Annotated in this window: 21 protein-coding genes; 2 read left to right on the plus strand and 19 right to left on the minus strand. The window is 73.0% G+C overall.

Annotated elements, in window-relative coordinates; translation table 11 throughout:
• Window positions 1-75 precede the first annotated feature (75 nt).
• The 15 genes from JQT67_RS01035 to coaE form a co-directional block, all read right to left on the minus strand.
• The gene (locus JQT67_RS01035) at window positions 76-432 is read right to left on the minus strand and encodes an RNA polymerase-binding protein RbpA (protein ID WP_031223206.1); all 357 of its coding nucleotides are present in this window, start codon (window positions 430-432) and stop codon (window positions 76-78) included.
• Window positions 432-680, minus strand: coding sequence for a preprotein translocase subunit SecG (gene secG, locus JQT67_RS01040; protein ID WP_021009476.1), 249 nt, complete (start codon window positions 678-680; stop codon window positions 432-434). Before secG ends, JQT67_RS01035 begins: the two co-directional genes overlap by 1 nt.
• Before the next feature lie 104 nt (window positions 681-784).
• Window positions 785-1,570: a triose-phosphate isomerase gene (gene tpiA, locus JQT67_RS01045; protein WP_208063129.1), complete on the minus strand. Its 786-nt coding sequence runs from the start codon at window positions 1,568-1,570 to the stop codon at window positions 785-787.
• On the minus strand, window positions 1,564-2,775 hold the full coding sequence (pgk, locus tag JQT67_RS01050) for a phosphoglycerate kinase (protein WP_208063130.1): 1,212 nt from the start codon (window positions 2,773-2,775) through the stop codon (window positions 1,564-1,566). Before pgk ends, tpiA begins: the two co-directional genes overlap by 7 nt.
• Window positions 2,775-3,782: a type I glyceraldehyde-3-phosphate dehydrogenase gene (gap, locus tag JQT67_RS01055; protein WP_208063131.1), complete on the minus strand. Its 1,008-nt coding sequence runs from the start codon at window positions 3,780-3,782 to the stop codon at window positions 2,775-2,777. The genes pgk and gap overlap by 1 nt, the downstream gene beginning before the upstream one ends.
• A 75-nt stretch (window positions 3,783-3,857) precedes the next feature.
• Complete coding sequence (locus tag JQT67_RS01060; RefSeq protein ID WP_021009480.1) at window positions 3,858-4,481, minus strand: superoxide dismutase; 624 nt, start codon at window positions 4,479-4,481, stop codon at window positions 3,858-3,860.
• Between the two features lie 91 nt (window positions 4,482-4,572).
• Entirely contained in the window at window positions 4,573-5,553 is a 981-nt protein-coding gene (gene whiA / locus JQT67_RS01065; RefSeq protein ID WP_021009481.1) for a DNA-binding protein WhiA, read from the minus strand.
• Between the two features lie 14 nt (window positions 5,554-5,567).
• Window positions 5,568-6,431 (minus strand): RNase adapter RapZ, encoded by an 864-nt coding sequence (gene rapZ / locus JQT67_RS01070; protein WP_021009482.1) that lies wholly within the window; start codon window positions 6,429-6,431, stop codon window positions 5,568-5,570.
• A 13-nt stretch (window positions 6,432-6,444) separates the two neighbouring features.
• Window positions 6,445-8,343, minus strand: coding sequence for an excinuclease ABC subunit UvrC (uvrC, locus tag JQT67_RS01075; RefSeq protein ID WP_021009483.1), 1,899 nt, complete (start codon window positions 8,341-8,343; stop codon window positions 6,445-6,447).
• The gene (gene uvrA / locus JQT67_RS01080; protein WP_208063132.1) at window positions 8,340-11,216 is read right to left on the minus strand and encodes an excinuclease ABC subunit UvrA; all 2,877 of its coding nucleotides are present in this window, start codon (window positions 11,214-11,216) and stop codon (window positions 8,340-8,342) included. The genes uvrC and uvrA overlap by 4 nt, the downstream gene beginning before the upstream one ends.
• Window positions 11,217-11,269: 53 nt before the next feature.
• Window positions 11,270-12,988: a biotin carboxylase N-terminal domain-containing protein gene (locus tag JQT67_RS01085; RefSeq protein ID WP_208063133.1), complete on the minus strand. Its 1,719-nt coding sequence runs from the start codon at window positions 12,986-12,988 to the stop codon at window positions 11,270-11,272.
• Entirely contained in the window at window positions 12,973-14,577 is a 1,605-nt protein-coding gene (locus JQT67_RS01090) for a 5-oxoprolinase/urea amidolyase family protein (protein WP_208063134.1), read from the minus strand. The genes JQT67_RS01085 and JQT67_RS01090 overlap by 16 nt, the downstream gene beginning before the upstream one ends.
• A gap of 9 nt (window positions 14,578-14,586) precedes the next feature.
• A complete protein-coding gene (locus tag JQT67_RS01095; RefSeq protein ID WP_021009487.1) occupies window positions 14,587-15,351 on the minus strand; it encodes a LamB/YcsF family protein in 765 nt (254 codons plus the stop codon).
• A gap of 56 nt (window positions 15,352-15,407) precedes the next feature.
• On the minus strand, window positions 15,408-17,459 hold the full coding sequence (gene uvrB, locus JQT67_RS01100; RefSeq protein ID WP_021009213.1) for an excinuclease ABC subunit UvrB: 2,052 nt from the start codon (window positions 17,457-17,459) through the stop codon (window positions 15,408-15,410).
• Window positions 17,460-17,468: 9 nt separating this feature from the next.
• Window positions 17,469-18,107 carry a dephospho-CoA kinase gene (coaE, locus tag JQT67_RS01105; RefSeq protein WP_208063135.1) on the minus strand — a complete coding sequence of 213 codons (639 nt, stop codon included), beginning with the start codon at window positions 18,105-18,107 and terminating at the stop codon, window positions 17,469-17,471.
• Window positions 18,108-18,179: 72 nt separating this feature from the next.
• On the opposite strand from coaE, the gene JQT67_RS01110 reads away from it, so the two are divergent.
• On the plus strand, window positions 18,180-19,034 hold the full coding sequence (locus tag JQT67_RS01110) for a response regulator transcription factor (RefSeq protein WP_021009215.1): 855 nt from the start codon (window positions 18,180-18,182) through the stop codon (window positions 19,032-19,034).
• Here the strand turns inward: JQT67_RS01110 and JQT67_RS01115 are convergent.
• Both JQT67_RS01115 and JQT67_RS01120 read right to left on the minus strand, forming a co-directional pair.
• Complete coding sequence (locus JQT67_RS01115) at window positions 19,016-20,224, minus strand: diguanylate cyclase domain-containing protein (protein WP_208063136.1); 1,209 nt, start codon at window positions 20,222-20,224, stop codon at window positions 19,016-19,018. The two genes, JQT67_RS01110 and JQT67_RS01115, sit on opposite strands and share 19 nt — an antisense overlap.
• Entirely contained in the window at window positions 20,221-21,840 is a 1,620-nt protein-coding gene (locus tag JQT67_RS01120; protein ID WP_208063137.1) for a cell wall metabolism sensor histidine kinase WalK, read from the minus strand. The genes JQT67_RS01115 and JQT67_RS01120 overlap by 4 nt, the downstream gene beginning before the upstream one ends.
• 98 nt (window positions 21,841-21,938) lie before the next feature.
• On the opposite strand from JQT67_RS01120, the gene JQT67_RS01125 reads away from it, so the two are divergent.
• Window positions 21,939-22,562 carry a DUF4126 domain-containing protein gene (locus JQT67_RS01125; RefSeq protein WP_208063138.1) on the plus strand — a complete coding sequence of 208 codons (624 nt, stop codon included), beginning with the start codon at window positions 21,939-21,941 and terminating at the stop codon, window positions 22,560-22,562.
• Here JQT67_RS01125 and JQT67_RS01130 read toward each other — a convergent pair.
• A complete protein-coding gene (locus JQT67_RS01130; protein WP_208063139.1) occupies window positions 22,559-23,932 on the minus strand; it encodes a serine hydrolase in 1,374 nt (457 codons plus the stop codon). The genes JQT67_RS01125 and JQT67_RS01130 overlap by 4 nt on opposite strands.
• An 85-nt stretch (window positions 23,933-24,017) precedes the next feature.
• A complete protein-coding gene (gene rpsA, locus JQT67_RS01135) occupies window positions 24,018-25,478 on the minus strand; it encodes a 30S ribosomal protein S1 (RefSeq protein ID WP_021009220.1) in 1,461 nt (486 codons plus the stop codon).
• Between the last annotated feature and the right edge of the window lie 62 nt (window positions 25,479-25,540).

The raw sequence follows: 25,540 nt of genomic DNA on the forward strand, positions 1-25,540 counted from the left end.
GGCGGGCGCGGAGACGCGAGAGCGGCCGCCCTGCCTGAGCAGGACGGCCGCTGGATCGCTGTGCGCGCTCGGGCGTCAGCCGCGGCCCTCGGCGGAGCGCAGCTTCTGCAGCGCCTCCTCGAGCAGCTCCGCCGCCTCCTCGGGCGTGCGGCGCTCCTTCACGTACGCGAGGTGCGTCTTGTAGGGCTCGTTCTTGGCGACCTGCGGCGGGTTGTCCTTGTCGCGGCCTGCCGGGAGCCCCGTCGACGGCGAGTCGATGACCTCGGGGATCTCGTCCTCGGGCAGGTCGGCCGCGAAGTAGCGCACCGTCTCGTTGCCCATCGCGTCCCAGTAGGAGACCGCCACGCGCTCGGCGTGGAAGCCCCGGTCCTGCTCGCCCATGGGGCCCGCGCCGACGCGCGAGCCGCGGATCGCACTGCCTCCGGAAGCCATCAGATCCCCGCGAACTTGGTGATGAGGCCGAGCACGACGATGGATGCGACCCACGTCAGGCTGACGGCGACGGTGATGGTGTTGAGGTTGCGCTCCGCCACGCCCGACGAGCCGAGCGACGAGCCGACGCCGCCCCCGAACATGTCGGACAGGCCGCCGCCGCGGCCCTTGTGCAGCAGGATGAACAGCGTCAGCAGCACGGATGTGACGCCGAGGATCACCTGCATGATGATCTGGAGAATCTCCACTAGCCCTCTTTCCGGTTTCGTGGCTCGGGCGACGCCCGCCCACGAGAAGTCCAACGAGCATCCTACCGCAGGGATTCCCGCGGCGGTCAGCCGACGCGTCGGCGTCAGGTGCCGACGTGGTGCTGGAACCGCGCGATCGCCGCGAACTCCGCCGCGTCGAGGCTCGCGCCGCCCACGAGCGCGCCGTCGACGTCGGGCTCGCGCATGAAGCCGGCGATGTTGCCCGACTTCACGCTGCCGCCGTAGAGGATGCGCGTGCTCGCGGCCGCCTCGTCGCCTCGCACCTCGGCGATCGCCTGCCGCAGCGCGTGCGCGACCTGCTGCGCCTGCTCGGCCGTCGCCGCCTTGCCGGAGCCGATCGCCCAGACCGGCTCGTACGCGACGACGATCTCGCCCGCGGCCGGCAGCTCGGCGAGCGCCTCGCGCAGCTGCTGGACCGGCACCGCCGAGGCGCCGTGCTGCTCGAGGTCGGCCTCGGTCTCGCCGACGCAGATGATCGGCGTCACGCCGTGGCGCACAGCCGCAGCGGCCTTGCGGCCCACGAGCGCGGAGCTCTCGCCGTGGTCCTGCCGGCGCTCGGAGTGCCCGACGATGGCGTAGGAGCACTCGAGCTTCGCGAGCATGGATGCGGCGACCTCGCCCGTGTGCGCGCCCGAGTCGTGCTCGGAGACGTCCTGGGCGCCGAAGCGCAGCTCGAACTTCTCCGCCGACACGAGCGTCTGCACGCTGCGCAGGTCGGTGAACGGCGGGAAGACGGCGACCTCGACGGCCGCGTGGTCGTGCCGCGCGTCCTGCAGGGTCCACGCGAGCTTCTGCACGAGCGCGATCGCCTGCAGGTGATCGTTGTGCAGCTTCCAGTTGCCCGCGATGAGCGGCGTGCGGTTCACCATCCGAGGACCTCCAGTCCGGGCAGTCGGGATCCCTCGAGGAACTCGAGGCTCGCGCCGCCACCGGTGGAGATGTGGCCGAACGCGTCGTCGTCGAAGCCGAGCTGCCGCACGGCGGCGGCGGAGTCGCCGCCGCCGACGACCGCGAGGCCGTCGGTCTCGGTGAGCGCCTGCGCGACCGCCTTCGTGCCGGCCGCGAACGCATCCATCTCGAACACGCCCATCGGCCCGTTCCAGAAGACGGTGCGCGAGCCGCGGATGGCCTCGGCGAACGCCGCCGCCGTCTCGGGGCCGATGTCGAGGCCGATGCCGGCGCCGCCGAAGCGCGACGACTCGATCGCGTCGGCCGCGACGGTCTCGTGCTCGGCGTCGGCGGCGAAGCGCTCGGCGACGACCACGTCGGTCGGCAGCAGCAGCTCGACGCCCCGCTGCTCGGCGTCGGCGATGTAGCCGCGCACGCGCTCGACCTGGTCCTCCTCGAGGAGGCTCGACGCGACGCCGAGCCCCTTCGCGGCGAGGAAGGTGAAGAGCATGCCGCCGCCGATGAGCAGGCGGTCGACGCGCGGCAGCAGGTGCTCGATGACGCCGAGCTTGTCGCTCACCTTCGAGCCGCCGAGCACGACCGCGTACGGCCGCTCGGGCGACTCGGTGAGGCGCGAGAGCACCTCGAGCTCGCGCTGCACGAGCAGGCCCGCGGCGCTCGGGAGCGCCTGGGCCACCTCGAACACGCTCGCCTGCTCGCGGTGCACGACGCCGAAGCCGTCCGAGACGAAGGCGTCGGCGCCCGCGGCGAGCTCCGCCGCGAAGGTCGCCCGCTCGGTCGCGTCCTTGCTCGTCTCGCGCGGGTCGAACCGCAGGTTCTCGAGCAGCGCGAGCTGCCCGTCCTCGAGCCCGATGCGCACGCGCTGCGCGTCCTCCCCCACCGTGTCGGCGGCGAAGGCGACCTCCGCGTCGAGCAGCTCGCCGAGCCGGTCCGCGACGGGCGCGAGCGAGTACTGCGGGTCGGGCTCGCCCTTCGGCCGGCCGAGGTGCGACATCGCCACCACCTTCGCGCCCTGCTCGAGCAGGGCGCGAAGGGTGGGCAGCGACGCGACGATGCGGCCCTCGTCGGCGATCCGGCCGTCCGCGAGCGGCACGTTGAAGTCGCACCGGATGAGGACGGTCCTGCCGGCGAGGTCGCCGAGCGAGTCGAGCGTGCGCAGGGTCATCAGAGCTGCGAGCCCACGTGCTCGGCGAGGTCGACGAGGCGGCAGGAGTAGCCCCACTCGTTGTCGTACCACGCGGAGATCTTGACCTGGTCGCCCATCACGCGTGTGAGGCCGGAGTCGAAGATCGACGAGAACGAGTTGCCGACGATGTCGGCCGACACGATCGGGTCCTCGGTGTACTGCAGGTAGCCCTTGAGCGGGCCCGACTCGGCAGCCGCGCGGTAGGCGGCGTTGATCTCGTCGACCGTGAGCCCGTCGCGCGTCGTGACCGTGAGGTCGGTGATCGAGCCGGTGGGCGTCGGCACGCGCAGCGCGTAGCCGTCGAGGATGCCCTTGAGCTCGGGGATGACGAGGCCGATCGCCTTCGCCGCGCCCGTGCTCGTCGGGATGATCGAGAGCGCCGCCGCGCGCGCCCGGCGGAGGTCCTTGTGCGGCCCGTCCTGCAGGTTCTGGTCGGCGGTGTAGGCGTGCACGGTCGTCATGAGCCCGCGCTCGATGCCGAAGGACTCGTGGAAGACCTTCGCGAGCGGGGCCAGGCAGTTCGTCGTGCACGAGGCGTTCGAGATGACGTGGTCGGTCTCGGGGTTGTAGTCCTCGTGGTTGATGCCCATCACGAACGTCGGGGCGGGGCCCTTCGCGGGCGCGGAGAGGATGACCTTCTTCGCGCCGGCGGCGATGTGGGCGGATGCGTCCTCGACCTTCGTGAAGCGGCCGGTCGACTCGATGACGACGTCGATGTCGAGCTCGCCCCACGGGAGCTTCGACGGGTCCTTCTCCTCGAGCACGCGCAGCTGGTCGTCGCCGACCGTGATCGTGCCCTCGTCGAAGGTGACGGTCGAGTCGATCGGTCCGGCGACCGAGTCGTACTTGAGGAGGTGGGCGAGGGTCTTGTTGTCGGTGAGATCGTTGACCGCGACGATGTCGATGTCAGCGCCCTGGGCAAGCGCTGCACGGACGAAGTTGCGGCCGATCCGGCCGAAGCCGTTGATGGCGACCTTCAGTGTCATGGGTTGGGGTTCCTGCCTGTCGGGTGGAGGACCCCGGGCGCGTGCCCGGGGTCCCCGTCACGGGGTGACGATTCGCTAGCGGAGGATCAGACCGGAGGTCTGCGTGCGGGCGGCCTCGAAGCGCGCCTGCGCGTCCTGCCAGTTGACGATGTTCCAGAACGCCTTGACGTAGTCGGCCTTGACGTTGAGGTAGTCGAGGTAGAAGGCGTGCTCCCACATGTCGAGCATGAGCACGGGGTGCGTGCCGACCGGCACGTTGCCCTGCTGGTCGAAGAGCTGGAAGACGTTGAGGCGCGCGCCGATCGAGTCCCACGCGAGCACCGACCAGCCCGAGCCCTGGATGCCCGTCGCGTTCGCGGTGAAGTGCGCCTGGAACTTCGCGAAGTCGCCGAAGAACTCGGCGATCGCGGCCTGCAGCTCGCCCTCGGGCTCGCCGCCGCCGTCGCCGGAGAGGTTGTTCCAGAAGACGGTGTGGTTGGTGTGCCCGCCGAGGTTGAAGGCGAGGTCCTTCTCGAGCTTGTTGACGTTCGCGAGGTCGCCCGAGTCGCGCGCCTCGGCGAGCTTCTCGAGCGCGGTGTTCGCGCCGTCGACGTAGGTCTTGTGGTGCTTGCTGTGGTGCAGCTCCATGATCTTCGCCGAGATGTGGGGCTCGAGCGCCGCGTAGTCGTACGGCAGCTCAGGCAGGGTGTAGACGGCCATGGCTGGCTCCTCTCTGCGCGCTGCGCGCGCCGATGGGTCGACCCGATCCTATCCACGGCGGCCTGATCGCGAGCAGGGCCCGCGCGACCGCTCAGACGTCGTCGATGTCGTCCGGCACCGCGTCCTCGGTGCTCGGGATGCCGCGCTCCTGCGCGGCTCGATCCGCCATCGCGAGCAGCCGTCGGATCCGCCCAGCGACCGCGTCCTTCGTCATCGTCGGCTGGGCGAGGTGGCCGAGCTCGTCGAGGCTCGCGTCGCGGTGCTCGAGCCGCAGCCGGCCGGCGTACGCGAGGTGCTCGGGCACCTCGGGGCCGAGGATGTCGAGCGCCCGCTCGATGCGCGCGCACGCGGCGACGGCGGCCTGGGCGCTGCGGCGCAGGTTCGCGTCGTCGAAGTTGACGAGCCGGTTCGCGGTCGCGCGCACCTCGCGGCGCTGCCGCAGCTCCGCCCACGCCTGCACGGTGTCGAGCGCCCCCATGGTCGTGAGCATCCGCGAGATCGGCTCGCCCTCGCGGATCACGACGCGGTGCGCGCCGCGCACCTCGCGCGACTTCGCCGGTACGCCGAGCCGGCCGGCCGCGCCGACGAGGGCCATCGCGGCCTCGTTGCCGGGGCACGCGATCTCGAGCGCGGCAGAGCGGCCCGGGTCCGACAGCGAGCCCTGGGCGAGGAACGCGCCGCGCCACACGCCCGCGAGGTCCTCGAGCGAGCCGGTCGTGACCTTGTTCGGGAGCCCGCGGACGGGCTTGCGCCGCGCATCCATGAGGCCCGTCTGCCGCGCGAGCGTCTCGCCCTCCGCGATGACGCGCACGAGGTACGCGCCGCTCGAGCGGCTCGACGACGACGAGATGCGGGCGATCTCGGCCTTGACGCCGTAGAGCTCGAGGATGCTGCGCGCGAGCCTGCGCGCCGCGGCCGCGGAGTCGAGCTCGCTCTCGACCGCGACGCGGTTCGAGATCACGTGCAGCCCGCCCGCGAAGCGCAGCAGGGTCGCGACCTCCGCCGCCTTCGTCTGGGGTCGCGTCACGCGCACGCGCGCGAGCTCCTCCTTGACGTCGTCGGTCAGTGTCACGCCGGTTCCTCTCGTCATTCGCGTCCCAGATCCCTGTGCTTGACCGCGACGCGCACGCCGGGCTGTCCCGACAGGCGCGAGGCGAGGTACTGCGCCATCGCGACCGAGCGGTGCTTGCCGCCCGTGCAGCCGACGCCGAGCACGGCGTGCAGCTTGTTCTCGCGCGCGAAGCCCGCGAGCACCGGCTCGAGCGCCTCGACGTAGCGATCGGCGAACTCGCGCGCGCCCTCCTGCTCGAGCACGAAGTCGGAGACGACCTCCTCCGTGCCGTTGTGGCCGCGCAGGTCGGGGTTCCAGAAGGGGTTCGGCAGGAAGCGCATGTCGGCGATCAGGTCGGCGTCGACCGGGAGGCCGTACTTGAAGCCGAAGCTCATGACGGTGAGCACGACCTCGAGCTCGCCGCCGGGTGCGAAGCGCTCCCCCACGCGCGTCGTGAGCTGGTGGGGGTTGAGGCCCGTCGTGTCGAGCAGCTGGTCGGCCATGCCGCGCAGCGGCTCGAGCCGGTGGCGCTCCATGCGGATGCCGTCGAGGATCGTCCCGTCGCCCTGCAGCGGGTGCGGCCTGCGCACCTGCTCGTAGCGGCGCACGAGCTCGGCGTCGCTCGCCTCGAGGAAGAGCACGCGCACGGAGTGCTCGTTGCGCAGCATCTCGACGAAGCGCTTCGCGTCGTCGAAGAGCACGCCGCCGCGCACGTCGACGACGATGGCGAGCTTCGCCTCGGTCGCGTCGCCCGCCGCGGCCGTGCGCACGAGCGTGCGCAGCATGCTCGGCGGCAGGTTGTCGACGACGAACCAGCCGAGGTCCTCGAGCGCGTTCGCGACCGTCGTGCGTCCTGCACCGGACATGCCGGTGATGATGACGATCTCTCTCGCGTTCACAGCCTGCCGTTCCTCACCCTCGCGTGTCGGCCTCCATCGTATCGGCGCGCAGAGCGCGCGCGATGGCCTCGGCGAGCGCCGGGCCGACGCCCGGCACCTCGCGCAGCTCGTCGGGGGACGCGGCGCGCACGCGCTTCGCGGAGCCGAAGTGCTTGAGCAGCGCGCGCACGCGCGAGGGCCCGAGGCCGGGGATGCCGCTCAGCTGCGACTGGATCGCGCTCGAGCGCTTCTGCCGCTGGTAGCTGATCGCGACCCGGTGCGCCTCGTCGCGCAGCCGCTGCACGAGGTAGAGGGCCTCGCTCGAGCGCGGCAGGATGACCGGGAACTCGTCGTCCGGCAGCCAAAGCTCCTCGAGCCGCTTCGCGATGCCGGCGAGCGCGACGCCCGTGACGCCCTGCTCGTCGAGCGCGCGCTTCGCCGCCTGCACCTGCGGCCGGCCGCCGTCGACGAGCAGCAGCTGCGGGGCGTAGGCGAAGCGGGTCGACGCCGCGTCGGGGTCGCCCTCGACGAGGTACTTCGCGCGGCGAGTGATGACCTGGTGGATCGAGTCGGTGTCGTCGGTCGTCTGGGCGATCGCGAACCTGCGGTACTGGTCCTTGCGCGGCAGGCCGTCCTCGAAGACGACCATCGAGGCGACGACGCCCTGTCCGCCGAGGTGCGAGACGTCGAAGCACTCGATGCGCAGCGGCGCCTCGGCCATGCCGAGCGCCTCCTGCAGGTCGGCGAGCGCCTGGGATCGCGTGACATAGTCGCTCGTGCGCTTCGTGCGCGCGACCTGCAGCGCGTGCGCGGCGTTGACGGTCGCCGAGTCGGCGAGCTTGCGCTTCTCGCCGCGCTGCGGCACCCGCACCTCGACGCGGCCGCTCAAGCCGTGGTCGACGCGGCGGTCGGTGAGCCACGCCTCGACCTCGGCGACGGCATCGGGCTGCTTGGGCAGCAGCACCTCGCGCGCGGGCGGGTCGCCCTCGTCGTAGGCGATCCGGAGGATCTGCGTCGCGAGCTCGCTGTCGTCGAGGTCGATCTCGGTGTCGACGACCCACGACTTCGTGCCCCGGATGCGGCCGCCGCGCACCGCGAACAGGTGCACGGCGGCGCTCAGCTCGTCGTGCACGAGGCCGAACACGTCGGCGTCGACGTGGTCGGAGAGCACGACGCTCGTGCGCTCGAGCACCGACTCGAGCGCGGCGAGCTGGTCGCGCAGCCGCGCGGCGCGCTCGAACTCGAGCCTCGCGCTCGCGCGCTGCATCTCCTCGCGCACGCGATCGACGAACTCCTGGTCGCCGCCGTTCATGAACGCGACGAGGTCGCGCGCGATGTCGCGGTGCTCGGCGTGCGTGACGCGCCCGACGCACGGCGCCGAGCACTTGCCGATGTCGCCGAGCAGGCACGGGCGCCCCGAGCGCTCGGCCCGGTCGTACACCGACTGGCTGCAGGAGCGCATCGGGAAGGCCTTGAGCAGCAGGTCGAGCGTCTCGCGGATCGCCCACACCTTCGTGTACGGGCCGAAGTAGCGCGCGCCTCGCATGCCGCGGTTGCGGGTGATGAGCGCGCGCGGCACGTCCTCGCCCATCGTCACCGCGAGGTACGGGTAGGACTTGTCGTCCCGGAACTGCACGTTGAAGGGCGGCTCGTACTCCTTGATCCAGGTGAACTCGAGCTGCAGCGCCTCGAACTCGCTCGCCACGATCGTCCACTCGACGCGCACGGCCGTGAGCACCATGCGGCGCGTGCGCTCGTGGAGCGCCTCGAGCGGCTGGAAGTAGTTCGAGAGCCGCTGGCGCAGGTTCTTCGCCTTGCCGACGTAGAGCACGCGCTCGTGCTCGTCGCGGAACCGGTAGACGCCGGGCGCGGTCGGGATCGTCCCGGGCGCCGGCTTGTAGGGGACGGTGCGCGGCGCGCGTGCCCCGGTCATCGCACTCCCGCGCCCAGGATCTCCTTGAGGAACGCTCCCGTGTGGCTCGCCTCGACTTCGGCGACCTCCTCGGGCGTGCCGGCCGCGACGATCGTGCCGCCGCCCGAGCCGCCCTCCGGGCCGAGGTCGATGACCCAGTCGGCGCTCTTGATGACGTCGAGCGAGTGCTCGATCGTCAGCACGGTGTTGCCCTTCTCGACGAGCCCGTCGAGCACCTCGAGGAGCTTGCGCACGTCGTCGAAGTGGAGTCCGGTCGTCGGCTCGTCGAGCACGTAGATCGCGCGGCCCGACGTGCGCCGCTGCAGCTCGGTCGCGAGCTTGACGCGCTGCGCCTCGCCGCCCGAGAGCGTCGTCGCCGACTGCCCGAGCCGCACGTAGCCGAGGCCGACGTCGACGAGCGTCTTGAGGTAGCGGTGGATCGACGAGATGGGCGCGAAGAACTCGGCCGCCTCCTCGATCGGCATCTGGAGCACGTCGGCGATCGACTTGCCCTTGTAGTGCACCGAGAGCGTGTCGCGGTTGTAGCGCGCCCCGTGGCACACCTCGCACTCGACGTAGACGTCGGGCAGGAAGTTCATCTCGATCTTGAGCGTGCCGTCGCCCATGCACGCCTCGCAGCGGCCGCCCTTGACGTTGAACGAGAAGCGGCCCGCGAGGTAGCCGCGCGCCTTCGCCTCCGCCGTCTCGGCGAAGAGGTTGCGGATCTTGTCGAACACGCCCGTGTAGGTCGCGGGGTTCGAGCGCGGCGTGCGCCCGATCGGGCCCTGGTCGACGTGGATGACCTTGTCGAGGTGGTGGAGGCCCGTGACGCGCGTGTGCCGCGCCGGCACCTGCCGGGCGCCGTTGAGCGCGTTCGCGAGCACCTTGTGGAGGATGTCGTTCACGAGCGTCGACTTGCCCGAGCCCGAGACGCCGGTGACGGCGACGAACACGCCGAGCGGGATGTCGACGTCGATGTGCTTGAGGTTGTTGGCGCGCGCGCCCTCGACCCGCAGCATCCGCTCGGGGTCGACGGGCCGGCGCTCGGTCGGCGTCGGGATCGACTCGCGCCCCGAGAGGTACTTGCCGGTGAGCGACGTCGGGTGCTCGAGCAGGTCCTCGAAGCCGCCGGAGTGCACGACCTCGCCGCCTCGCTCCCCCGCGCCGGGGCCGATGTCGACGATCCAGTCGGCGGTGCGGATGGTGTCCTCGTCGTGCTCGACGACGATGAGGGTGTTGCCGAGGTCGCGGAGCGCCTCGAGCGTGCCGATGAGCTTGCGGTTGTCGCGCTGGTGGAGGCCGATCGACGGCTCGTCGAGCACGTAGAGCACGCCCGTGAGGCCCGCGCCGATCTGGGTGGCGAGGCGGATGCGCTGGGCCTCGCCGCCCGAGAGGGTCGCGGCCGCGCGCGAGAGCGAGAGGTAGCCGAGCCCGACCCGGATGAGGAAGTCGAGCCGCGCGCGGATCTCGCGCAGCACCGCCGCGGCGATCGTCGCCTCCCGCTCGTCGAGGTCGAGGCCCTCCATGTAGGCGTGGGCGTCGTCGAGGCTCATGTCGGAGACCGTCGCGATCGACGAGCCGTGCACGAGCACGCTCAGCACCTCGGGCTTGAGCCGCGCGCCGCCGCACTCGGGGCACGGGACCTCGCGCAGGAACTCGCCGTGCTTCGCACGCACCCAGTCGCTGTCGGCCTCCTCGTGCTTGCGCTGGATGTAGGGCATGACGCCCTCGTAGCCCGTCGCGTACTTCAGCTGCCGGCCGTAGCGGTTGCGCCACTGCACCATGACGTTGCCCTCGGTGCCGTGCAGCACGACCTGGCGCACCTCGGGCTCGAGGTCGCGCCACGGGGTGTCGAGCGAGAAGTCCATCTCGCGCGCGAGGCCGGCGAGCAGACGCTCGAAGTAGGTGTAGAGGCCCTTGCCCGACTGCGTCCACGGCAGGATCGCGCCCTCGCGGATCGAGAGCGCCTCGTCGGCGATCACGAGCTCGGGGTCGGCCGACATCTTCGTGCCGATGCCGGTGCACTCGGGGCACGCGCCGAACGGCGCGTTGAACGAGAAGGTGCGCGGCTCGATCTCGGTGAGCGAGACGGGGTGGCGGTTGGGGCACGAGAGCTTCTCGCTGAACGTGCGCGTGCGCGCGGGGTCGCTCGGCTCGAGGTCGACGTAGTCGATCGTCGCGAGCCCGTCGGCGAGCCGCAGCGCCGTCTCGAGCGAGTCGGTGAGCCGCGAGAGCATGCCGGGCTCGGCGACCATGCGGTCGACGACGACGGCGATGTCGTGCTTGTTCTGCTTCTTGAGCGCGGGCGCCTCGGCGAGCTGCACGAGCTCGCCGTCGATGACGGCGCGCGAGTAGCCGGTCGCCACGAGGTTGCGCAGCAGGTCGGCGAACTCGCCCTTCTTCTGCTGCACGACCGGCGCGAGGATCTGGAAGCGCGTGCGCTCCGGCAGCTCCATGAGCTCGTCGGCGATCTGCTGCACCGTCTGCCGCTGGATGCGCTCACCGCAGATCGGGCAGTGCGGCACGCCGATGCGCGCCCACAGCAGTCGCATGTAGTCGTGCACCTCGGTGATGGTGCCGACCGTCGAGCGCGGGTTGCGATTCGTCGACTTCTGGTCGATCGAGACGGCGGGGCTCAGGCCCTCGATGAAGTCGACGTCGGGCCGGTCGACCTGCCCGAGGAACTGCCGCGCGTAGGCCGACAGCGACTCGACGTAGCGGCGCTGCCCCTCGGCGAAGATCGTGTCGAACGCGAGCGACGACTTGCCCGATCCGGAGAGCCCCGTGAACACCACGAGCGAGTCGCGCGGGATGCGCAGATCGACGTCCTTGAGGTTGTGCTCGCGCGCGCCGCGGACGTGCAGCTCTGAAGTGCTCGTGGTGGTGGATGTCACCCAACGAGTCTACGAGCGGCCACCCACACGCGCCCCGGGCGTTCGCCGACGGCTCACTCGGAGATGCGCGCGATCGGGTCGTCGAGCGCGACGACCGCGCCCTCGGCGACGAGCCGCTCGAGCGCGCCCGCGCGATCGGCGGCGACGCGCGTCTCGAGCTTCATGGCGTCGAGCACCGCGACCTCCCGGCCGGCCTCGACGCGCTCCCCGTCGGCGACGAGCCAGCGCGCGAGGGTGCCCGGTACGGGAGCGCGCACGGCGCCGTCCGCCTCGGGCTGCTCGGCGCGGGAGCGCGTCGGCTCGGCCCGCGCGGCGACGGCGAGCAGCGCATCCGGGAGCCCGAGCACGACGCGGCGACCGTCGACCTCGATCGGCACGCGCGTGAGCCCGCCCGCGGGCGCGATGGCGGCCCGCAGCTGCGGCTCGAGCCGCGGCATGAGCTCGTCCTCGATCCACTGCGTCGAGACGGCGAGGCCCTCGGTCGAGAAGGCCGGCTCGTCGAGCAGCGCCTCGGCGAGCGGCGCGATCGTCGCGACGCCCCGCACCTCGAGCTCGCCGAGCGCGCGGCGGAGCCGCACGAGCGCGGCGTCGCGATCCTGCGCGTGCACGACGAGCTTCGCGACGAGCGAGTCGAAGGCCGCCTCGACCGCGTCGCCGGCCTCGACGCCCGCGTCCCAGCGGACGCCGGGACCTCCCGGCACCCGCAGCGACGCGATCCGACCGGGGCTCGGCAGGAACCCGCGGCCCGGGTCCTCGGCGTTGATGCGCAGCTCGATCGCGTGGCCGAGCGGCTCGGGGGTCGCGGCGATCGAGGGGCCGAGGCCCTCCGCGATGCGCAGCTGCTCGCGCACGAGGTCGACGCCCGTGACGGCCTCGGTGACCGGATGCTCGACCTGCAGCCTCGTGTTGACCTCGAGGAACGACGCGGTGCCGTCGGTGCCGAGCAGGAACTCGACCGTGCCGGCGCCGCGGTAGTCGACCGCGGCGCAGATCGCGCGCGCCGCCTCGTGGATGCGCTCGCGCTGCGCGCGCTCGAGGCGGGGCGCGGGCGCCTCCTCGACGAGCTTCTGGCCGCGGCGCTGGAGCGAGCAGTCCCGATCGCCGACGACCACGACGCCGCCGCGGCCATCGCCGAGCACTTGCGCCTCGATGTGGCGGGGGCGCTCGAGGTAGCGCTCGACGAAGCACTCGGCGCGACCGAAGGCCGCGGCGGCCTCCCGCGCGGCCGTCTCGAACGCATCCGCCACCTCGTCGATCGAGCGCGCGACCCTCAGGCCCCGTCCCCCACCGCCGAACGCCGCCTTGATCACGATCGGCAGCCCGTGCTCGCGCGCGAAGGCGACCGCTTCGCCGGCGTCGGCGAGCGGCCCGTCCGAGCCGGGCACGAGGGGCGCTCCGACGCGCCGCGCGATCGAGCGCGCGGTGACCTTGTCGCCGAGCGCGTCGATGCTCTCGGGGGTCGGGCCGATCCACGTGAGCCCCGCGCCCTCGACGGCCCGGGCGAACGCGGCGCTCTCGGAGAGGAAGCCGTAGCCGGGGTGCACGGCGTCGGCGCCGGTCGCCCGCGCCGCCGCGAGCAGCGAGTCTGCGTCGAGGTAGGTCTCGGCCGCCGTCGAGCCGCCGAGCGCGACCGCCTCGTCGGCGTGCCGCACGTGCATCGCGTCGACGTCCTGGTCGGCGTACACCGCGACCGACCGGTAGCCCGCCTCGGCGCACGCGCGCGCGATGCGCACGGCGATCTCGCCGCGGTTGGCGATCAGGACCTTCTGCATGGCGACTCCTCGAGGTGGGTGGGCGGCCGCTCGACGCGGAACCGGATGCAGGCGCCCGGCGGCAGCTGCCCCGCGAGGTCGAGGTCGTCGTCGACGACGGCGCCGATGACGGGGTACCCGCCCGTGAGCGGGTGGTCAGGCAGGAAGAGCACCGGCTGGCCGTCGGGCGGCACCTGGATGGCGCCCGTCACGCAGCCCTCGCTCTCGAGCTCCCCGTCCCGCGCCCGCTCGAGCGCGATCGCGCCCGCGAGGCGGAGGCCCACGCGGTCGGAGCGCGGCGTGACCTCCCACTCCTGCGCCTCGAGCGTCTCGAGCGCCGCGGCCGTGAACCACTCGGCGCGCGGGCCGAGCACGACGCGCAGCTCGACGGTCTGCCCGGCGCGCGGGAGCGGTGCGCGCGGGGCGCCCGTCGGCGCGACGGCCGTCGCGCCCGCCGCGGGCCCGTGGAGCGGCAGCTCGTCGCCCGCCCCGAGCGGGGCGGGGCCGAGCTGTGCGAGCGTGTCGCTCGAGCGGCTCTCGAGCACCGGGTCGAGCGCGATGCCGCCGCGGATGCCGATGACGACGCGCAGCCCGTCCCGCACCGCGCCGATGCGCAGCTCGTCGCCGTCGTCGATCGCGACCGGGCGTCCCGGCTCGACCGGGATGGAGGCATCCGGGCGCTCGGCGTCGACGACGGATGCGTCGGCGAGCGCGCCCGTGAGGGCCACGACCGCGGGACCGCGGAAGCGCAGCGACGCGCCGCCGCCCGCGAGCTCGAGGCCCGCGTCGTGCGGCGGATTGCCCACCGCGCGGTTCGCCTCGCGCAGCGCCCGCCGATCGGCGGCCCCGGAGGCGGAGACGCCCTGCGCAGCCAGGCCGGGCCGACCGAGGTCCTGCACGAGCAGCTGCAGCCCGGGCCGCACGACCTCGAGCGCATGGCGAGCGCGCTCCGCGTCGCGAGGGGGGCGACGCTCGACCGGCGCGGCCTCGACGAGCTCACGGGCGGCGCGCGCGAAGCGCACCGCCGTGCCGGGCGCGAGCAGCGCCGGCGGTTCGCGCTCGAGATCCCACAGGACGGCGTCGGTGCGGCCGATGAGCTGCCAGCCGCCCGGACTCTCCTTCGGGTACACGCCGGAGTAGCGGCCTGCGAGCGCGACGGAGCCGGCCGGGATGCGCGTGCGCGGCGCGGACCGGCGAGGCACGTCGAAGCGCGGATCGTCCCCGACGAGGTAGCCGAAGCCCGGCGCGAAGCCGGTGAAGGCCACCCTCCACGCGGCGGCGAGATGGCGCTCGACGACCTCCTCGGGCGAGGCGCCGAGCACGCGCGCGACCTCGTCGAGGTCGTCCCCGTCGTAGCGCACCGGGATCGTCACCGAGCGCTCGCCGCCGTCGATCGCGGCCGTGGGCTCGATCGCGAGCAGCCGCTCGGAGAGCACCGCCGGGCTGACGAGCGCAGGGTCGAAGCGCACGAGGATCGTGCGCGCACCGGGCACGAGCTCGCGGACGCCCGGGAGCGCCGCCGCCTCGATCGCCGGGAGCAGCCGCATCGACTCGTCGAGGTCGGCGGACTCGAGCAGCAGCGCGGTGTCGGCCGCGGGCAGCACCCTCACCCGGTCACCTCACGCGCCGGCGAACGGCGCGATCGCGACGCCGGCCGCCTCGAGCGCCGACCGGGTCGCCCTCGCCATCGCCACCGCTCCCGCGCTGTCGCCGTGCACGCAGATCGAGTCGGCCGCGACCGCGACGTCGCTCCCGTCGACGGCGCGCACGACGCCCTCGAGGGCGAGCCGGGTCATCCGCGCGGCGACGGCCGCGGGATCGTGCAGGACGGCGCCCGGCTCGGTGCGCGGCACGAGCAGCCCATCGGGCGCATACGCGCGATCGGCGAACGCCTCCGCCGCCGTCGGCAGCCCCTCGCGCTCGGCGACCCGGAGCGCGACGCCGCCCGCGAGGCAGAGGAGCACGAGCGACGGGTCGACGGCTCGGACGGCGCGGACGACGTCCCGCGCCTGCCGCTCGTCGTGCGCGATCGCGTTGTAGAGCGCACCGTGCGGCTTGACGTAGGCGACGCGGCCGCCGACCGCGGTCGCGAGCGCCTGCAGCGCGCCCAGCTGGTACTCGACGTGCGCCTGCAGCGTCGTCGACTCGACGTCGACGGGCCGCCGGCCGAAGCCCTCGTAGTCGCGGTAGCCGGGGTGCGCGCCGATCGTGACCCCGTTCGCGACGGCCGCCTCGAGGGTCGCGCGGATGCCCTCGGGCGTGCCGGCGTGGAAGCCGCACGAGACGTTCGCGCTCGAGACGATGCGCAGCATCGCCGCGTCGTCCCCGACGATGCGATCGGGCGCGTTCTCCCCCAGGTCGCTGTTGAGGTCGATCGTGGGCATGGCGACATCCTCGGGCATCGGGCGGGTGGGCGTCGACTCGGGGCCGCTCGCTCCTCCTAGCTCGCCTGACGCATCTGGCGCAGGTCGCGCTTGAGGTCGTGGAGCTCGTCGCGCAGCCGCGCCGCGAGCTCGAACTTCAGCTCGCCCGCCGCCTCCGTCATCTGCGCCGTGAGGTCGGCGATGATCGCCTCGAGCTGCGAGGGGCCGTCGAGGCTCGAGCGGTCCTTCGCGAGCCGCGGCGTCGGCGCCCCTCGCCGGCCGCCCTCGAGCAGCTCGGCGGTGTCGGCCTGCTCGCGCGCGAGCACGTCGGTGATGTCGGCGATGCGCTTGCGCAGCGGCGTCGGGTCGATGCCGTGCTCGACGTTGTACGCGATCTGGATCGCGCGGCGGCGCTCGGTCTCGTCGATCGCGCTCTGCATGGAGTCGGTGATGCGGTCGGCGTACATGTGCACCTCGCCCGAGACGTTGCGGGCGGCGCGACCGATCGTCTGGATGAGCGACGTCGACGAGCGCAGGAAGCCCTCCTTGTCGGCGTCGAGGATCGAGACGAGCGACACCTCGGGCAGGTCGAGGCCCTCGCGCAGCAGGTTGATGCCGACGAGCACGTCGAAGAGGCCCTGCCGCAGCTGCGTGAGCAGCTCGACCCGGCGCAGCGTGTCGACGTCCGAGTGCAGGTAGCGCACGCGCACGCCCGCCTCGGTGAAGTACTCGGTGAGCTCCTCCGCCATCTTCTTCGTGAGCGTCGTGACGAGCACGCGCTCGTCGCGCTCGGCGCGCACCCGGATCTCCTCGAGCAGGTCGTCGATCTGCCCCTTCGTCGGCTTGACGACGAGCTTCGGGTCGACGAGCCCCGTCGGGCGGATGATCTGCTCGACCACGGTGTCGGCGAGCGACATCTCGTACTTCGCGGGCGTCGCCGAGAGGTAGACCTTCTGCGGCGTGCGCTCGAGGAACTCGTCGAACTTGAGCGGGCGGTTGTCGAGCGCGCTCGGGAGCCGGAAGCCGTGCTCGACGAGCGTGCGCTTGCGGCTCGCGTCGCCCTCGTACATCGCCCCGATCTGCGGCACGGTCACGTGCGACTCGTCGATCACGACGAGGAAGTCGTCGGGGAAGTAGTCGAGCAGGCAGTGCGGCGGCTCGCCCTGCTCGCGGCCGTCGATGTGCCGCGAGTAGTTCTCGATCCCGGAGCAGAAGCCGATCTGCTCCATCATCTCGAGGTCGAAGGTCGTGCGCATCCGCAGCCGCTGCGCCTCGAGCAGCTTGCCCTCGCGCTCGAGCACCTTGAGCCGCTCCTCGAGCTCCGTGCGGATGCGCTCCATGGCGCGGTGCATGCGCTCGGTGCCCGCGACGTAGTGGCTGCCGGGGAAGATCGAGACGGCGTCGTGCCGCTGGAGCACCTCGCCCGTGAGCGGGTGCAGCGTCGAGAGCGCCTCGATCTCATCGCCGAAGAGCTCGATGCGGATCGCGTGCTCCTCGTACATCGGGATGATCTCGATCGTGTCGCCGCGCACGCGGAACGTGCCGCGCGAGAAGGCGACGTCGTTGCGCTGGTACTGCATCGCGACGAAGCGGCGCAGCAGCGCCTGCCGGTCGATGCGCATGCCGACCTGCAGCGCGACCATCGCCTCGAGGTACTCCTCGGGGGTGCCGAGTCCGTAGATGCACGAGACGGTCGAGACGACGATGACGTCGCGGCGCGAGAGCAGCGCGTTTGTCGCCGAGTGCCGGAGCCGCTCGACCTCGGCGTTGAGCGACGAGTCCTTCTCGATGAAGGTGTCGGTCTGCGGCACGTAGGCCTCGGGCTGGTAGTAGTCGTAGTACGAGACGAAGTACTCGACGGCGTTGTGCGGCATGAGCTCGCGGAACTCGTTCGCGAGCTGCGCCGCGAGCGTCTTGTTGTGCGCGAGCACGAGCGTCGGGCGCTGCACCTGCTCGACGAGCCACGCGGTCGTCGCGCTCTTGCCCGTGCCGGTGGCGCCGAGCAGCACGACGTCGGTCTCGCCTCGGTCGAGGGCGGCCGCGAGCTCCCGGATCGCCTTGGGCTGGTCGCCGGAGGGCTCGTACTCGCTCACGACCTCGAAGGGGTGCACGGCACGCGTCGCTTGCATGCTCCAAGCCTAGGAGCGGCCGCCCACATCCTCCCTGTGGGAGTGCTCACGACCGGCGCGGAGGCGCTCCCACAGCGCATCGGCCTGCGCGAGCGTCTGCTCGAGCTCGCCCGCGGTGTCGATCACGACGTCGGCGATCGCGAGCCGCTGCTCGTCGCTCGCCTGCGACGCGACGCGAGCCTGCGCATCCGCCTCGTCCATGCCGCGCAGCGCGACGAGCCGGGCCACGCGCGCCTCGGCGGGAGCGTGCGCGACCACGACGAGGTCCCACGGGTCGTCGGGCCGCGCCTCGACGAGCAGCGGCACGTCGTAGACGACGACCGCGTCCGGGTCGGCGTCGAGCGCGGCGCGGAAGCGGCGGGCGGACTCGCGCCCGACGGCCGGGTGGACGATGCCGTTGAGCCGGCGCCGGGCGGCGTCGTCGGCGAAGACGATCGCGCCGAGCGCGGCCCGGTCGAGCGAGCCGTCGGGCAGCAGCAGGTGCTCGCCGAAGGCCTCGGCGATCTCGCGCAGCACCGGCTCGCCGGGCTGCTGCAGCTCGCGCACGAGCGCGTCGGCGTCGATGACGACCGCTCCGCGCTCGGCGAGCCGGCCGGCGATCGTGGACTTGCCGGAGGCGATGCCGCCGGTGAGCGCGACGAGAGGCATGCGTCGAGTCTCGCACGGCCGCGGGAGCCGCTCGGCGGCAGCGATCCGCCGCGGTGGGCGGTGGACGCTAGCATGGGCGAGATCGCACCGGGTCGCGCGGTGCTGGATGCGGGAGAACCGATGCACGAGGACGTCGCGGTGGTCATCGAGGATGGCGAGGACATCCGTGAGCTGCTGGCCCAGGTGCTGACCCAGGGCGGCTTCACCGTGCACACGGCGGCCGACGGCCCGAGCGGCGTGGAGCTCGTGCGCCAGCACGACCCCATCGTCGTCACGATCGACGTGAACATGCCCGGCATGGACGGCTTCGAGACGGCCCGCCAGGTGCGCAGCCTCACGACCGCCTACATGGTCATGATCACGGCGCGCGGCGACGAGATCGACACGCTCGTCGGGCTGCAGGCCGGCGCCGACGACTACGTCGTCAAGCCGTTCCGGCCGCGCGAGCTGCGCGCCCGCATCGAGGCGATGATGCGGCGTCCGCGCGCGCTCGCGTCGACGCATCCGTCTGCCCCGCGCCCGCCGCAAGCGGCCCCCGCCCCGCAGCGCGTCCCCTCGGCCCCGGGCCACGCCGGCGCTCCGCTGCCCGACGACGAGCACGAGACCTCGATGCTTGAGCACCGCGGCCTGCGGCTCGAGCCGCAGGCGCGGGTCGTCGAGCTCGACGGGCAGGAGATCGAGCTGACGCGCAGCGAGTTCGACATCCTGCGGATGCTGCTCGGCTCCGGCCGCCGCGTCGTGAGCAAGCTCCAGCTCGCCGGCATGCTGCGCGGCGAGCGCGGCGAGCCCGACCACTTCCTGAGCGAGCACGACGCGCGGGCGATCGAGGTGCACGTCGCGAACCTGCGCCGCAAGCTCGGCGAGTCGCCCTCGGAGCCGCGCTGGATCGAGACGGTCCGCGGCGTCGGCTACCGCCGCACCGCCTGACCGCGGTCGGCGTCCTCCCCCTCGCCGTCCTCCCCCGCGACGACGACCGAGACGTCGTCGCTGCCCATCGCGCGCCGCGCGGCCGAGCGCGCCGCCTCGACGAGCACGTCGCGGTCGTAGCCCGTGATGCTCGTGAGCGCGACGCCCATGCCGATCGGCGGCACGACGGGCACGCCGGCGGTGCGGAGCTGATCGAGCATGGCCCGGTGCATGCGGGCGGCGAGCTGCCGGGCGTCGGCGGGCGATGACGGCTGGAAGGCGAGCAGCAGCAGGCCGCGCTCGTCGCTCCCGAGCGCCGCGGTCGTCGGCGCGAGCCTGCGGACGGCGGCTCGGGCGGCCTGCCGGACGTGCTCGGCCTCGTCGACGCCGAACGCCGTCGAGATGCGCGAGAGCGCATCGATGCGCACCGCGAGGACGGCGAAGAGCTCGCCGCGGCGGTTGGCGCGCATGAGCCGTCCGCCGAGCACGCGCGAGAACGACGGCGCGAGGAGCACGCCGTCCGGTGCGATCGCCATGAGCGACGAGTCCTCCGTGCCCCGCAGCCGCACCTGCTCGGCGCGCAGCACCGAGGTCACGACGACGACGACGATCGTGAGCGCGATCGTCGCGATGCCGGCGATGCCCGCGTCGGACCACACGCGCAGGAGCGCGCCGTCTCCGGCCATCGTCACGCCGGCGAGGAGCCGCACGAGCTGGAAGGCGGCGACGACGACGAGCACGCCGCCGAGCGCGACCCCCGTGCGCGTGCGGCGCAGCGAGCCACGCAGCGCCTCGGCCGCGCCGAGCGCGGCGAAGGCCGCGTTGGCGGCGAACATCACCCAGCGCGCCGACCAGCCGCCCGGGCCGGTGCCGACGAGCAGCACGGCGAGGAACGCGAGCAGCGCGGCGAGCGCGACGACGAGCGCGGCGCGGCCGCTGCGCCGACCGTTGAAGACGCGGCAGCCGATCCACAGCAGGCCCATGCACGCGACCCATCCGCCCTGGCCGATGCCGACGGGCCACGAGCCGACCCCGAGCACGGCCTCGACGACGAACGCCTCGGTCGCGATCATCGCGGCCAGGAAGCTGAGCGCCCAGACGCGGCCGGCGCGATCGTCCTTGCGGACCATCGTCTCGAGCACGAACAGTCCGCCCGCGACGTGCACGACGAGCGCCGTGATGAGGATGACGGTGTCTGGATCGAGGGTCATGCGGTCGCTCCCGTGGTGCGTCGAGGCAAGCGGACGACGAAGGTGGCTCCGCTGCCAGGCTCGCTCTGGACGGTGATCTCGCCGCCGTGCGCGCGCACGAGGTCCCGGCTGATCGATAGGCCGAGGCCGTTGCCCGTCGCCCTGCCGGAGGGCTGCGCGCGGTAGCGGCGCTCGAAGAGCCGCGGCAGCGCGTCCTCCGCGATGCCGGGCCCGTCGTCGCGGACGACGAGCCACACGTGCTTGTCGTCGGCCGTGACGCCGACCTCGATGAGGCCGTCGCCCGTGTGGTAGTTCACGGCGTTGCCGACGAGGTTGTCGACCACCTGCCGCATCCGGTGGGGGTCGAACTCGGCCTCCGCCGGCTCGACGCCAGAGCTGTCGATGCGGATGTTGCGCTCGGCGGCGCGCGGCTCGAGCGCCTCGACCGACGCGAGCACGACGCGAGCGAGGTCCTCGCGCACGGGCCGCACGTCGAAGCGGCCCGGCCCGTCGGCGGTCGCTGCGAGGATGTCGCCGATGATGACGAGCAGGCGGGAGGCGTTGCGCTCGGCGATCTCGAGGCTGCGCCGCGCGCCGGGGCCGACGTCGCCCGAGTCGAGCGCGAGGTCGAGGTGGCCGAGCACGCTCGTGAGGGGTGTGCGCAGCTCGTGCGAGACGGAGGCGACGAGCTCGTCGCGGATGTGCACGGCCTGCTGCTCCGCCGTCACGTCCCGCGTGACGAGGATCGCGCCCACGTCGGCGCCGTTGATGTCGAAGAGCCGTCGCGCGGTCGACAGCAGCGCGCGGCGCTGATCGCCCGGCGGGCCCTGCCAGTGCAGCAGGTTCTCGAAGGTCTCCCCCCGCCGGGCACGCGCGACGGGCACGGCGCCGGGCTCGGTCGGCGTCGCGCCGTCCGCCTCGAACAGCTGCGCGTCGTCGGCGGGCGTCATGAGCCTCGCGTGCGCGTCGTTCTCGATCGAGATGCTGCCGTCGGCGCCGATCCGCACGACGCCGAAGTCGACCGCGTCGAGCAGCTCGCTCACCGCGTCCTCCTGCCGCCTGGCGCGCTCGACCGCGTGGTCGAGGTAGTCGGCCTGCTCGTCGAGCAGCGACCGCTGCGCCGCGGAGCGGCGCGCGGCGATGAAGGTGACGACGGATGCGGTGGTGAGGGCGAGCGGGCCGAGCGCGTCGCGCAGTCCCGCGCCGATGTCGTCGGCGAGGAGGTGCGCGACCCAGAACAGCACGGTCGAGCCGCCCGCGCCGAGCACGAGGCCGGGCCACCCGAGCACGGTCGCGAGCCAGGTGGCGGGCACCATCCACAGCAGCCACGCCTCGCCGTCGTGGTACGAGAGCTCCAGCAGCAGCACCGCGACGAGATCTCCGACCGGCACGATCCCGACCCAGCGCACGGGCAGCCGGTTCCAGGGCACCACGAGCGCGGCGATCGTGAGCGCGAACACGAGCAGCATGCCGCCGAAGAGCAGCTCGCCGTGCCGCACGTCGCCGACCACGATCATGAGCGCGCAGGCCGTGAGCGCGGCCGCGGCGAAGAGCAGCTGGTTGACCGCGGTCGCGCGCTCGCGGGTACGGTCGGGGCGCGCGCCATCGGCGCGAGCAGTCGTGACCGCCGCCATCATGCTCTGACGCTACCGCGCACCGGGCCCTTCCCCCGCCACGCACGGCGGCAGCGGGCTACGATCGGCCCGAGCGGCGCCGCGCCGCGGGAGGAGGGATCGTGCTCGAGGCACTGACCGGCGCCGGGCTCGCCGCGGCTGCGGGCATGAACGCCTACATCCCGCTGCTCGTCGTCGGACTCGCCGACCGGCTCTTCCCCGGCCTGCTCGCGCTCCCGGAGAGCTGGGCCTGGCTCTCGAGCTGGTGGGTGATCGGCATCGTCGCCGTGCTGCTCGTGGTCGAGGTCGTCGCCGACAAGGTGCCCGCCGTCGACAGCGTCAACGACGTGCTGCAGACGCTCGTGCGCCCCGCCGCGGGCGGCCTCGTCTTCGGCTCCTCCTCGACGGCGTCGACCGTCGCCGTCACGGATCCCGCCGAGTTCTTCGCCTCGAACCAGTGGGTGCCGATCGTGGTCGGCGCGGTCATCGCGCTCGCGGTGCACGCCGGCAAGGCGACGGTGCGGCCCGCGGCGAACGCCGCGACGGCGGGCGCGGCCGCGCCGGTCGTCTCGACGGTCGAGGACGTGAGCGCGATCGGGCTCTCGCTGGTCGCGATCGTCGCGCCGATCCTCGTGATCCTCGGCCTGCTCGTGCTGGCGCTCCTCGCCTGGTGGCTGCGGCGCACCGCCCGTCGGCGGCGGCGCGCCGACCTGCGGCCGGCGACCGAGCGCGCGGCGGACGGCTAGCCCGCCGCCTCCCCCGGCACCGGCTCGACCGCGTGCATGTGCCACGCGCCGCGCCACCGCTGCACGCGGCCCGTCGCGTCGCGCTCGGCGACCGCCTCCTCGTGGCCGGATCCCATGCCGGTCGCCGCCTCGATCACCACGCGATCCTCACCGCGCGGCGAGAGCACGTCGACCGCGGCGAGCGGGTCGGGCGCCGTCGGGGCGATGCCGAGCAGCCGCCCGCCGAGCTCGACGACGTCGAGCCGGCCCCAGATGCTCGCGAACGATCCCTCGAACGAGCGCGCGAGCTCGAGCTCCGCCTCGTCGGGCTCGGCCGCGGGCTCGAGCGCCGCCTGCACGATGCGGGCGACGCCGACGGCGAGCTCCTCCGCGGGCGCGTCGATCGCGTTCGCGAGCACGCTCACGACGACGTCGCGCTCGGCGTCGACGAGCGTGCGCGTCGCCTGCCCCGTCCACGCGCCGCCGTGCCCGTGCCACGTGCGGCCGTCGACCTCGCGCAGCATGAGTCCGAGGCCGTAGCCCGCCACCGCGCCGTCGCGACCGGTCGTCGACCACTGGCGCTGCCGCATCCGCCGCCGTGCCGTCGCGCTCAGCAGCCGGTCGTCGGCGTCGACCACGACGCGCAGGGCGTCCGAGAGCTCCGCTGCCGTCGAGACGGCGCCCGTCGCTGCGGCGAGCGCGCGCGACGACGGGCTGCCGAGCGGCGCGCGCTCGTCGCTCGAGTGCAGCGCCGAGTGGCCGGTCGCGAGCGGTGCAGAGGCGCCCTCGATGTCGGCGCTCGTCGCCTCGAGCCCGAGCGGCGCGAGCACGAGCCGCTCGAGCGCGCGGGCGTACGGCTCCCCCGTGACCGCCTCGACCGCGAGGCCGAGCAGCCCGAAGCCGATGTTGGAGTACTTGAACTCGGCGGATGCGTCGAGGCGGCGGACGCCGGCCGTCGCGATCGCGAGCAGCCGGTCGGCGTCGGGGAAGTCGTCGGCGAGCTGCCAGAACGCGACGTCGTCGCCGTCGCGGGTCGCACCGCTGCCGTGCGAGAGGAGCTCCCGCACGGTCAGGGCCGCGGCGTCGGTGCCGGCGAGCGCCGGGACGAGCGCGCCGACCGCATCGTCGAGGCGGAGCGCACCCTCGTCGACGAGCCGCATCGCGGCGATCGCGGCGAGCGACTTCGAGTGGGAGGCGATGCGGAAGCGGTGGCCGGTGGTGAGCGGCTCGCGCGTCGCCTCGTCGGCGAGCCCGTGCGCGCGCTCGAGCACGAGCTCGCCGCCGATCCGCACGGCGACCTGCACGCCCGGCACGCGCAGGCGCCAGCGGCGGTAGGCGAGCCAACGGTCGGCGTAGTCGAGGGCGTGCGTCATCGCGTCGTCGGCGGGCATGCCTCGATCCTGCCACCCCGCCGCGCGCCCCCGGGAACGCAGAGCGGGCCGCGCCCGAAGGCGCGGCCCGCTCTGGCGGTGCTGACTACTCCGCGGAGCCGGTGAGCTTCTCGCGGAGCGCGGCGAGCGCCTCGTCGTCGGCGAGGGTGCCGGCGCCCGAGTCGTCGGAGCTGCTGCCGAAGGACGATGCGCCCGAGGGCACGTCGTTCGAGGTGAGCTCGGCGTCGCGGGCCGCGGCGACCTGCGCCTTGTGCGCCTCCCAGCGCGCCTGCGCGGCCGCGTACTCGGCCTCCCAGGCCTCGCGCTGCGCCTCGAAGCCTTCCTTCCACTCGTTCGTCTCGGGGTCGAAGCCCTCCGGGAACTTGTAGTTGCCCTGCTCGTCGTACTCGGCGAGCATGCCGTAGAGCGCCGGATCGAAGTCGGTGCCCTCGGGGTCGACGCCCTCGTTCGCCTGCTTGAGCGAGAGCGAGATGCGGCGGCGCTCGAGGTCGATGTCGATGATCTTCACGAAGACCTCGTCGCCGACCGCGACGACCTGGTCAGCCGTCTCGACGTGCTTGGCCGAGAGCTCCGAGATGTGCACGAGGCCCTCGATGCCGTCCGCGACGCGCACGAACGCGCCGAACGTGACGAGCTTCGTGACCTTGCCCGGCGCGACCTGGCCGATCGCGTGCGTGCGGGCGAAGATCTGCCACGGGTCCTCCTGCGTCGCCTTGAGCGACAGCGAGACGCGCTCGCGGTCGAGCTCGACGGTGAGGATCTCGACGGTGACCTCCTGGCCGACCTCGACGACCTCCGAGGCGTGCTCGATGTGCTTCCACGAGAGCTCGGAGACGTGCACGAGGCCGTCGACGCCGCCGAGGTCGACGAACGCGCCGAAGTTGACGATCGACGAGACGACGCCCTTGCGGACCTGCCCCTTCTGGAGCGACTGCAGGAACTGGCCGCGCGAGGCCGACTGCGTCTCCTCGAGGAGCGCGCGGCGCGAGAGCACGACGTTGTTGCGGTTCTTGTCGAGCTCGAGGATCTTCGCCTCGATCTCCTGGCCGAGGTACGGCGTGAGGTCGCGGACGCGGCGCAGCTCGATGAGCGAGGCCGGCAGGAAGCCGCGGAGGCCGATGTCGACGATGAGGCCGCCCTTGACCACCTCGATGACGGTGCCGGTGACGACGCCGTCCTCGTCCTTGATGCGCTCGACATCGCCCCAGGCGCGCTCGTACTGCGCGCGCTTCTTCGAGAGGATCAGGCGACCCTCCTTGTCCTCCTTCTGGAGGACGAGCGCCTCGACGGTGTCGCCGACCTCGACGACCTCGGAGGGGTCGACGTCGTGCTTGATGGAGAGCTCGCGCGAGGGGATGACGCCCTCGGTCTTGTAGCCGACGTCAAGGAGGACCTCGTCGCGGTCGATCTTGACGACGGTGCCCTCGATGAGGTCGCCGTCGTTGAAGAACTTCAGGGTCTTCTCAACGGCGGCCATGAAGTCATCGGCCGAGCCGATGTCGTTCACAGCGACCTGCTTGGGAGCCGTGGTCGTTGCAGTGGTCATAGAGTTCAAGGTGCCTTTATGGGGGATGTCGGGCTGCGGGCATGAGGATGCCCATCCAGCGG

This window comes from Agrococcus sp. TF02-05, assembly GCF_017565345.1.
In the GTDB taxonomy this organism is placed as follows: domain Bacteria; phylum Actinomycetota; class Actinomycetes; order Actinomycetales; family Microbacteriaceae; genus Agrococcus; species Agrococcus pavilionensis.

Excerpts from the sequence above, each read along its gene's own strand:
- JQT67_RS01035 (WP_031223206.1), bottom strand. The coding sequence starts at position 432 with ATGGCTTCCGGAGGCAGTGCGATCCGCGGCTCGCGCGTCGGCGCGGGC.
- tpiA (WP_208063129.1), bottom strand. The coding sequence starts at position 1,570 with ATGGTGAACCGCACGCCGCTCATCGCGGGCAACTGGAAGCTGCACAAC.
- pgk (WP_208063130.1), bottom strand. The coding sequence starts at position 2,775 with ATGACCCTGCGCACGCTCGACTCGCTCGGCGACCTCGCCGGCAGGACC.
- gap (WP_208063131.1), bottom strand. The coding sequence starts at position 3,782 with ATGACACTGAAGGTCGCCATCAACGGCTTCGGCCGGATCGGCCGCAAC.
- JQT67_RS01060 (WP_021009480.1), bottom strand. The coding sequence starts at position 4,481 with ATGGCCGTCTACACCCTGCCTGAGCTGCCGTACGACTACGCGGCGCTC.
- uvrC (WP_021009483.1), bottom strand. The coding sequence starts at position 8,343 with ATGACCGGGGCACGCGCGCCGCGCACCGTCCCCTACAAGCCGGCGCCC.
- JQT67_RS01085 (WP_208063133.1), bottom strand. The coding sequence starts at position 12,988 with ATGCAGAAGGTCCTGATCGCCAACCGCGGCGAGATCGCCGTGCGCATC.
- JQT67_RS01095 (WP_021009487.1), bottom strand. The coding sequence starts at position 15,351 with ATGCCCACGATCGACCTCAACAGCGACCTGGGGGAGAACGCGCCCGAT.
- uvrB (WP_021009213.1), bottom strand. The coding sequence starts at position 17,459 with ATGCAAGCGACGCGTGCCGTGCACCCCTTCGAGGTCGTGAGCGAGTAC.
- coaE (WP_208063135.1), bottom strand. The coding sequence starts at position 18,107 with ATGCCTCTCGTCGCGCTCACCGGCGGCATCGCCTCCGGCAAGTCCACG.
- JQT67_RS01110 (WP_021009215.1), top strand. The coding sequence starts at position 18,180 with ATGGGCGAGATCGCACCGGGTCGCGCGGTGCTGGATGCGGGAGAACCG.
- JQT67_RS01115 (WP_208063136.1), bottom strand. The coding sequence starts at position 20,224 with ATGACCCTCGATCCAGACACCGTCATCCTCATCACGGCGCTCGTCGTG.
- JQT67_RS01120 (WP_208063137.1), bottom strand. The coding sequence starts at position 21,840 with ATGATGGCGGCGGTCACGACTGCTCGCGCCGATGGCGCGCGCCCCGAC.
- JQT67_RS01130 (WP_208063139.1), bottom strand. The coding sequence starts at position 23,932 with ATGCCCGCCGACGACGCGATGACGCACGCCCTCGACTACGCCGACCGT.
- rpsA (WP_021009220.1), bottom strand. The coding sequence starts at position 25,478 with ATGACCACTGCAACGACCACGGCTCCCAAGCAGGTCGCTGTGAACGAC.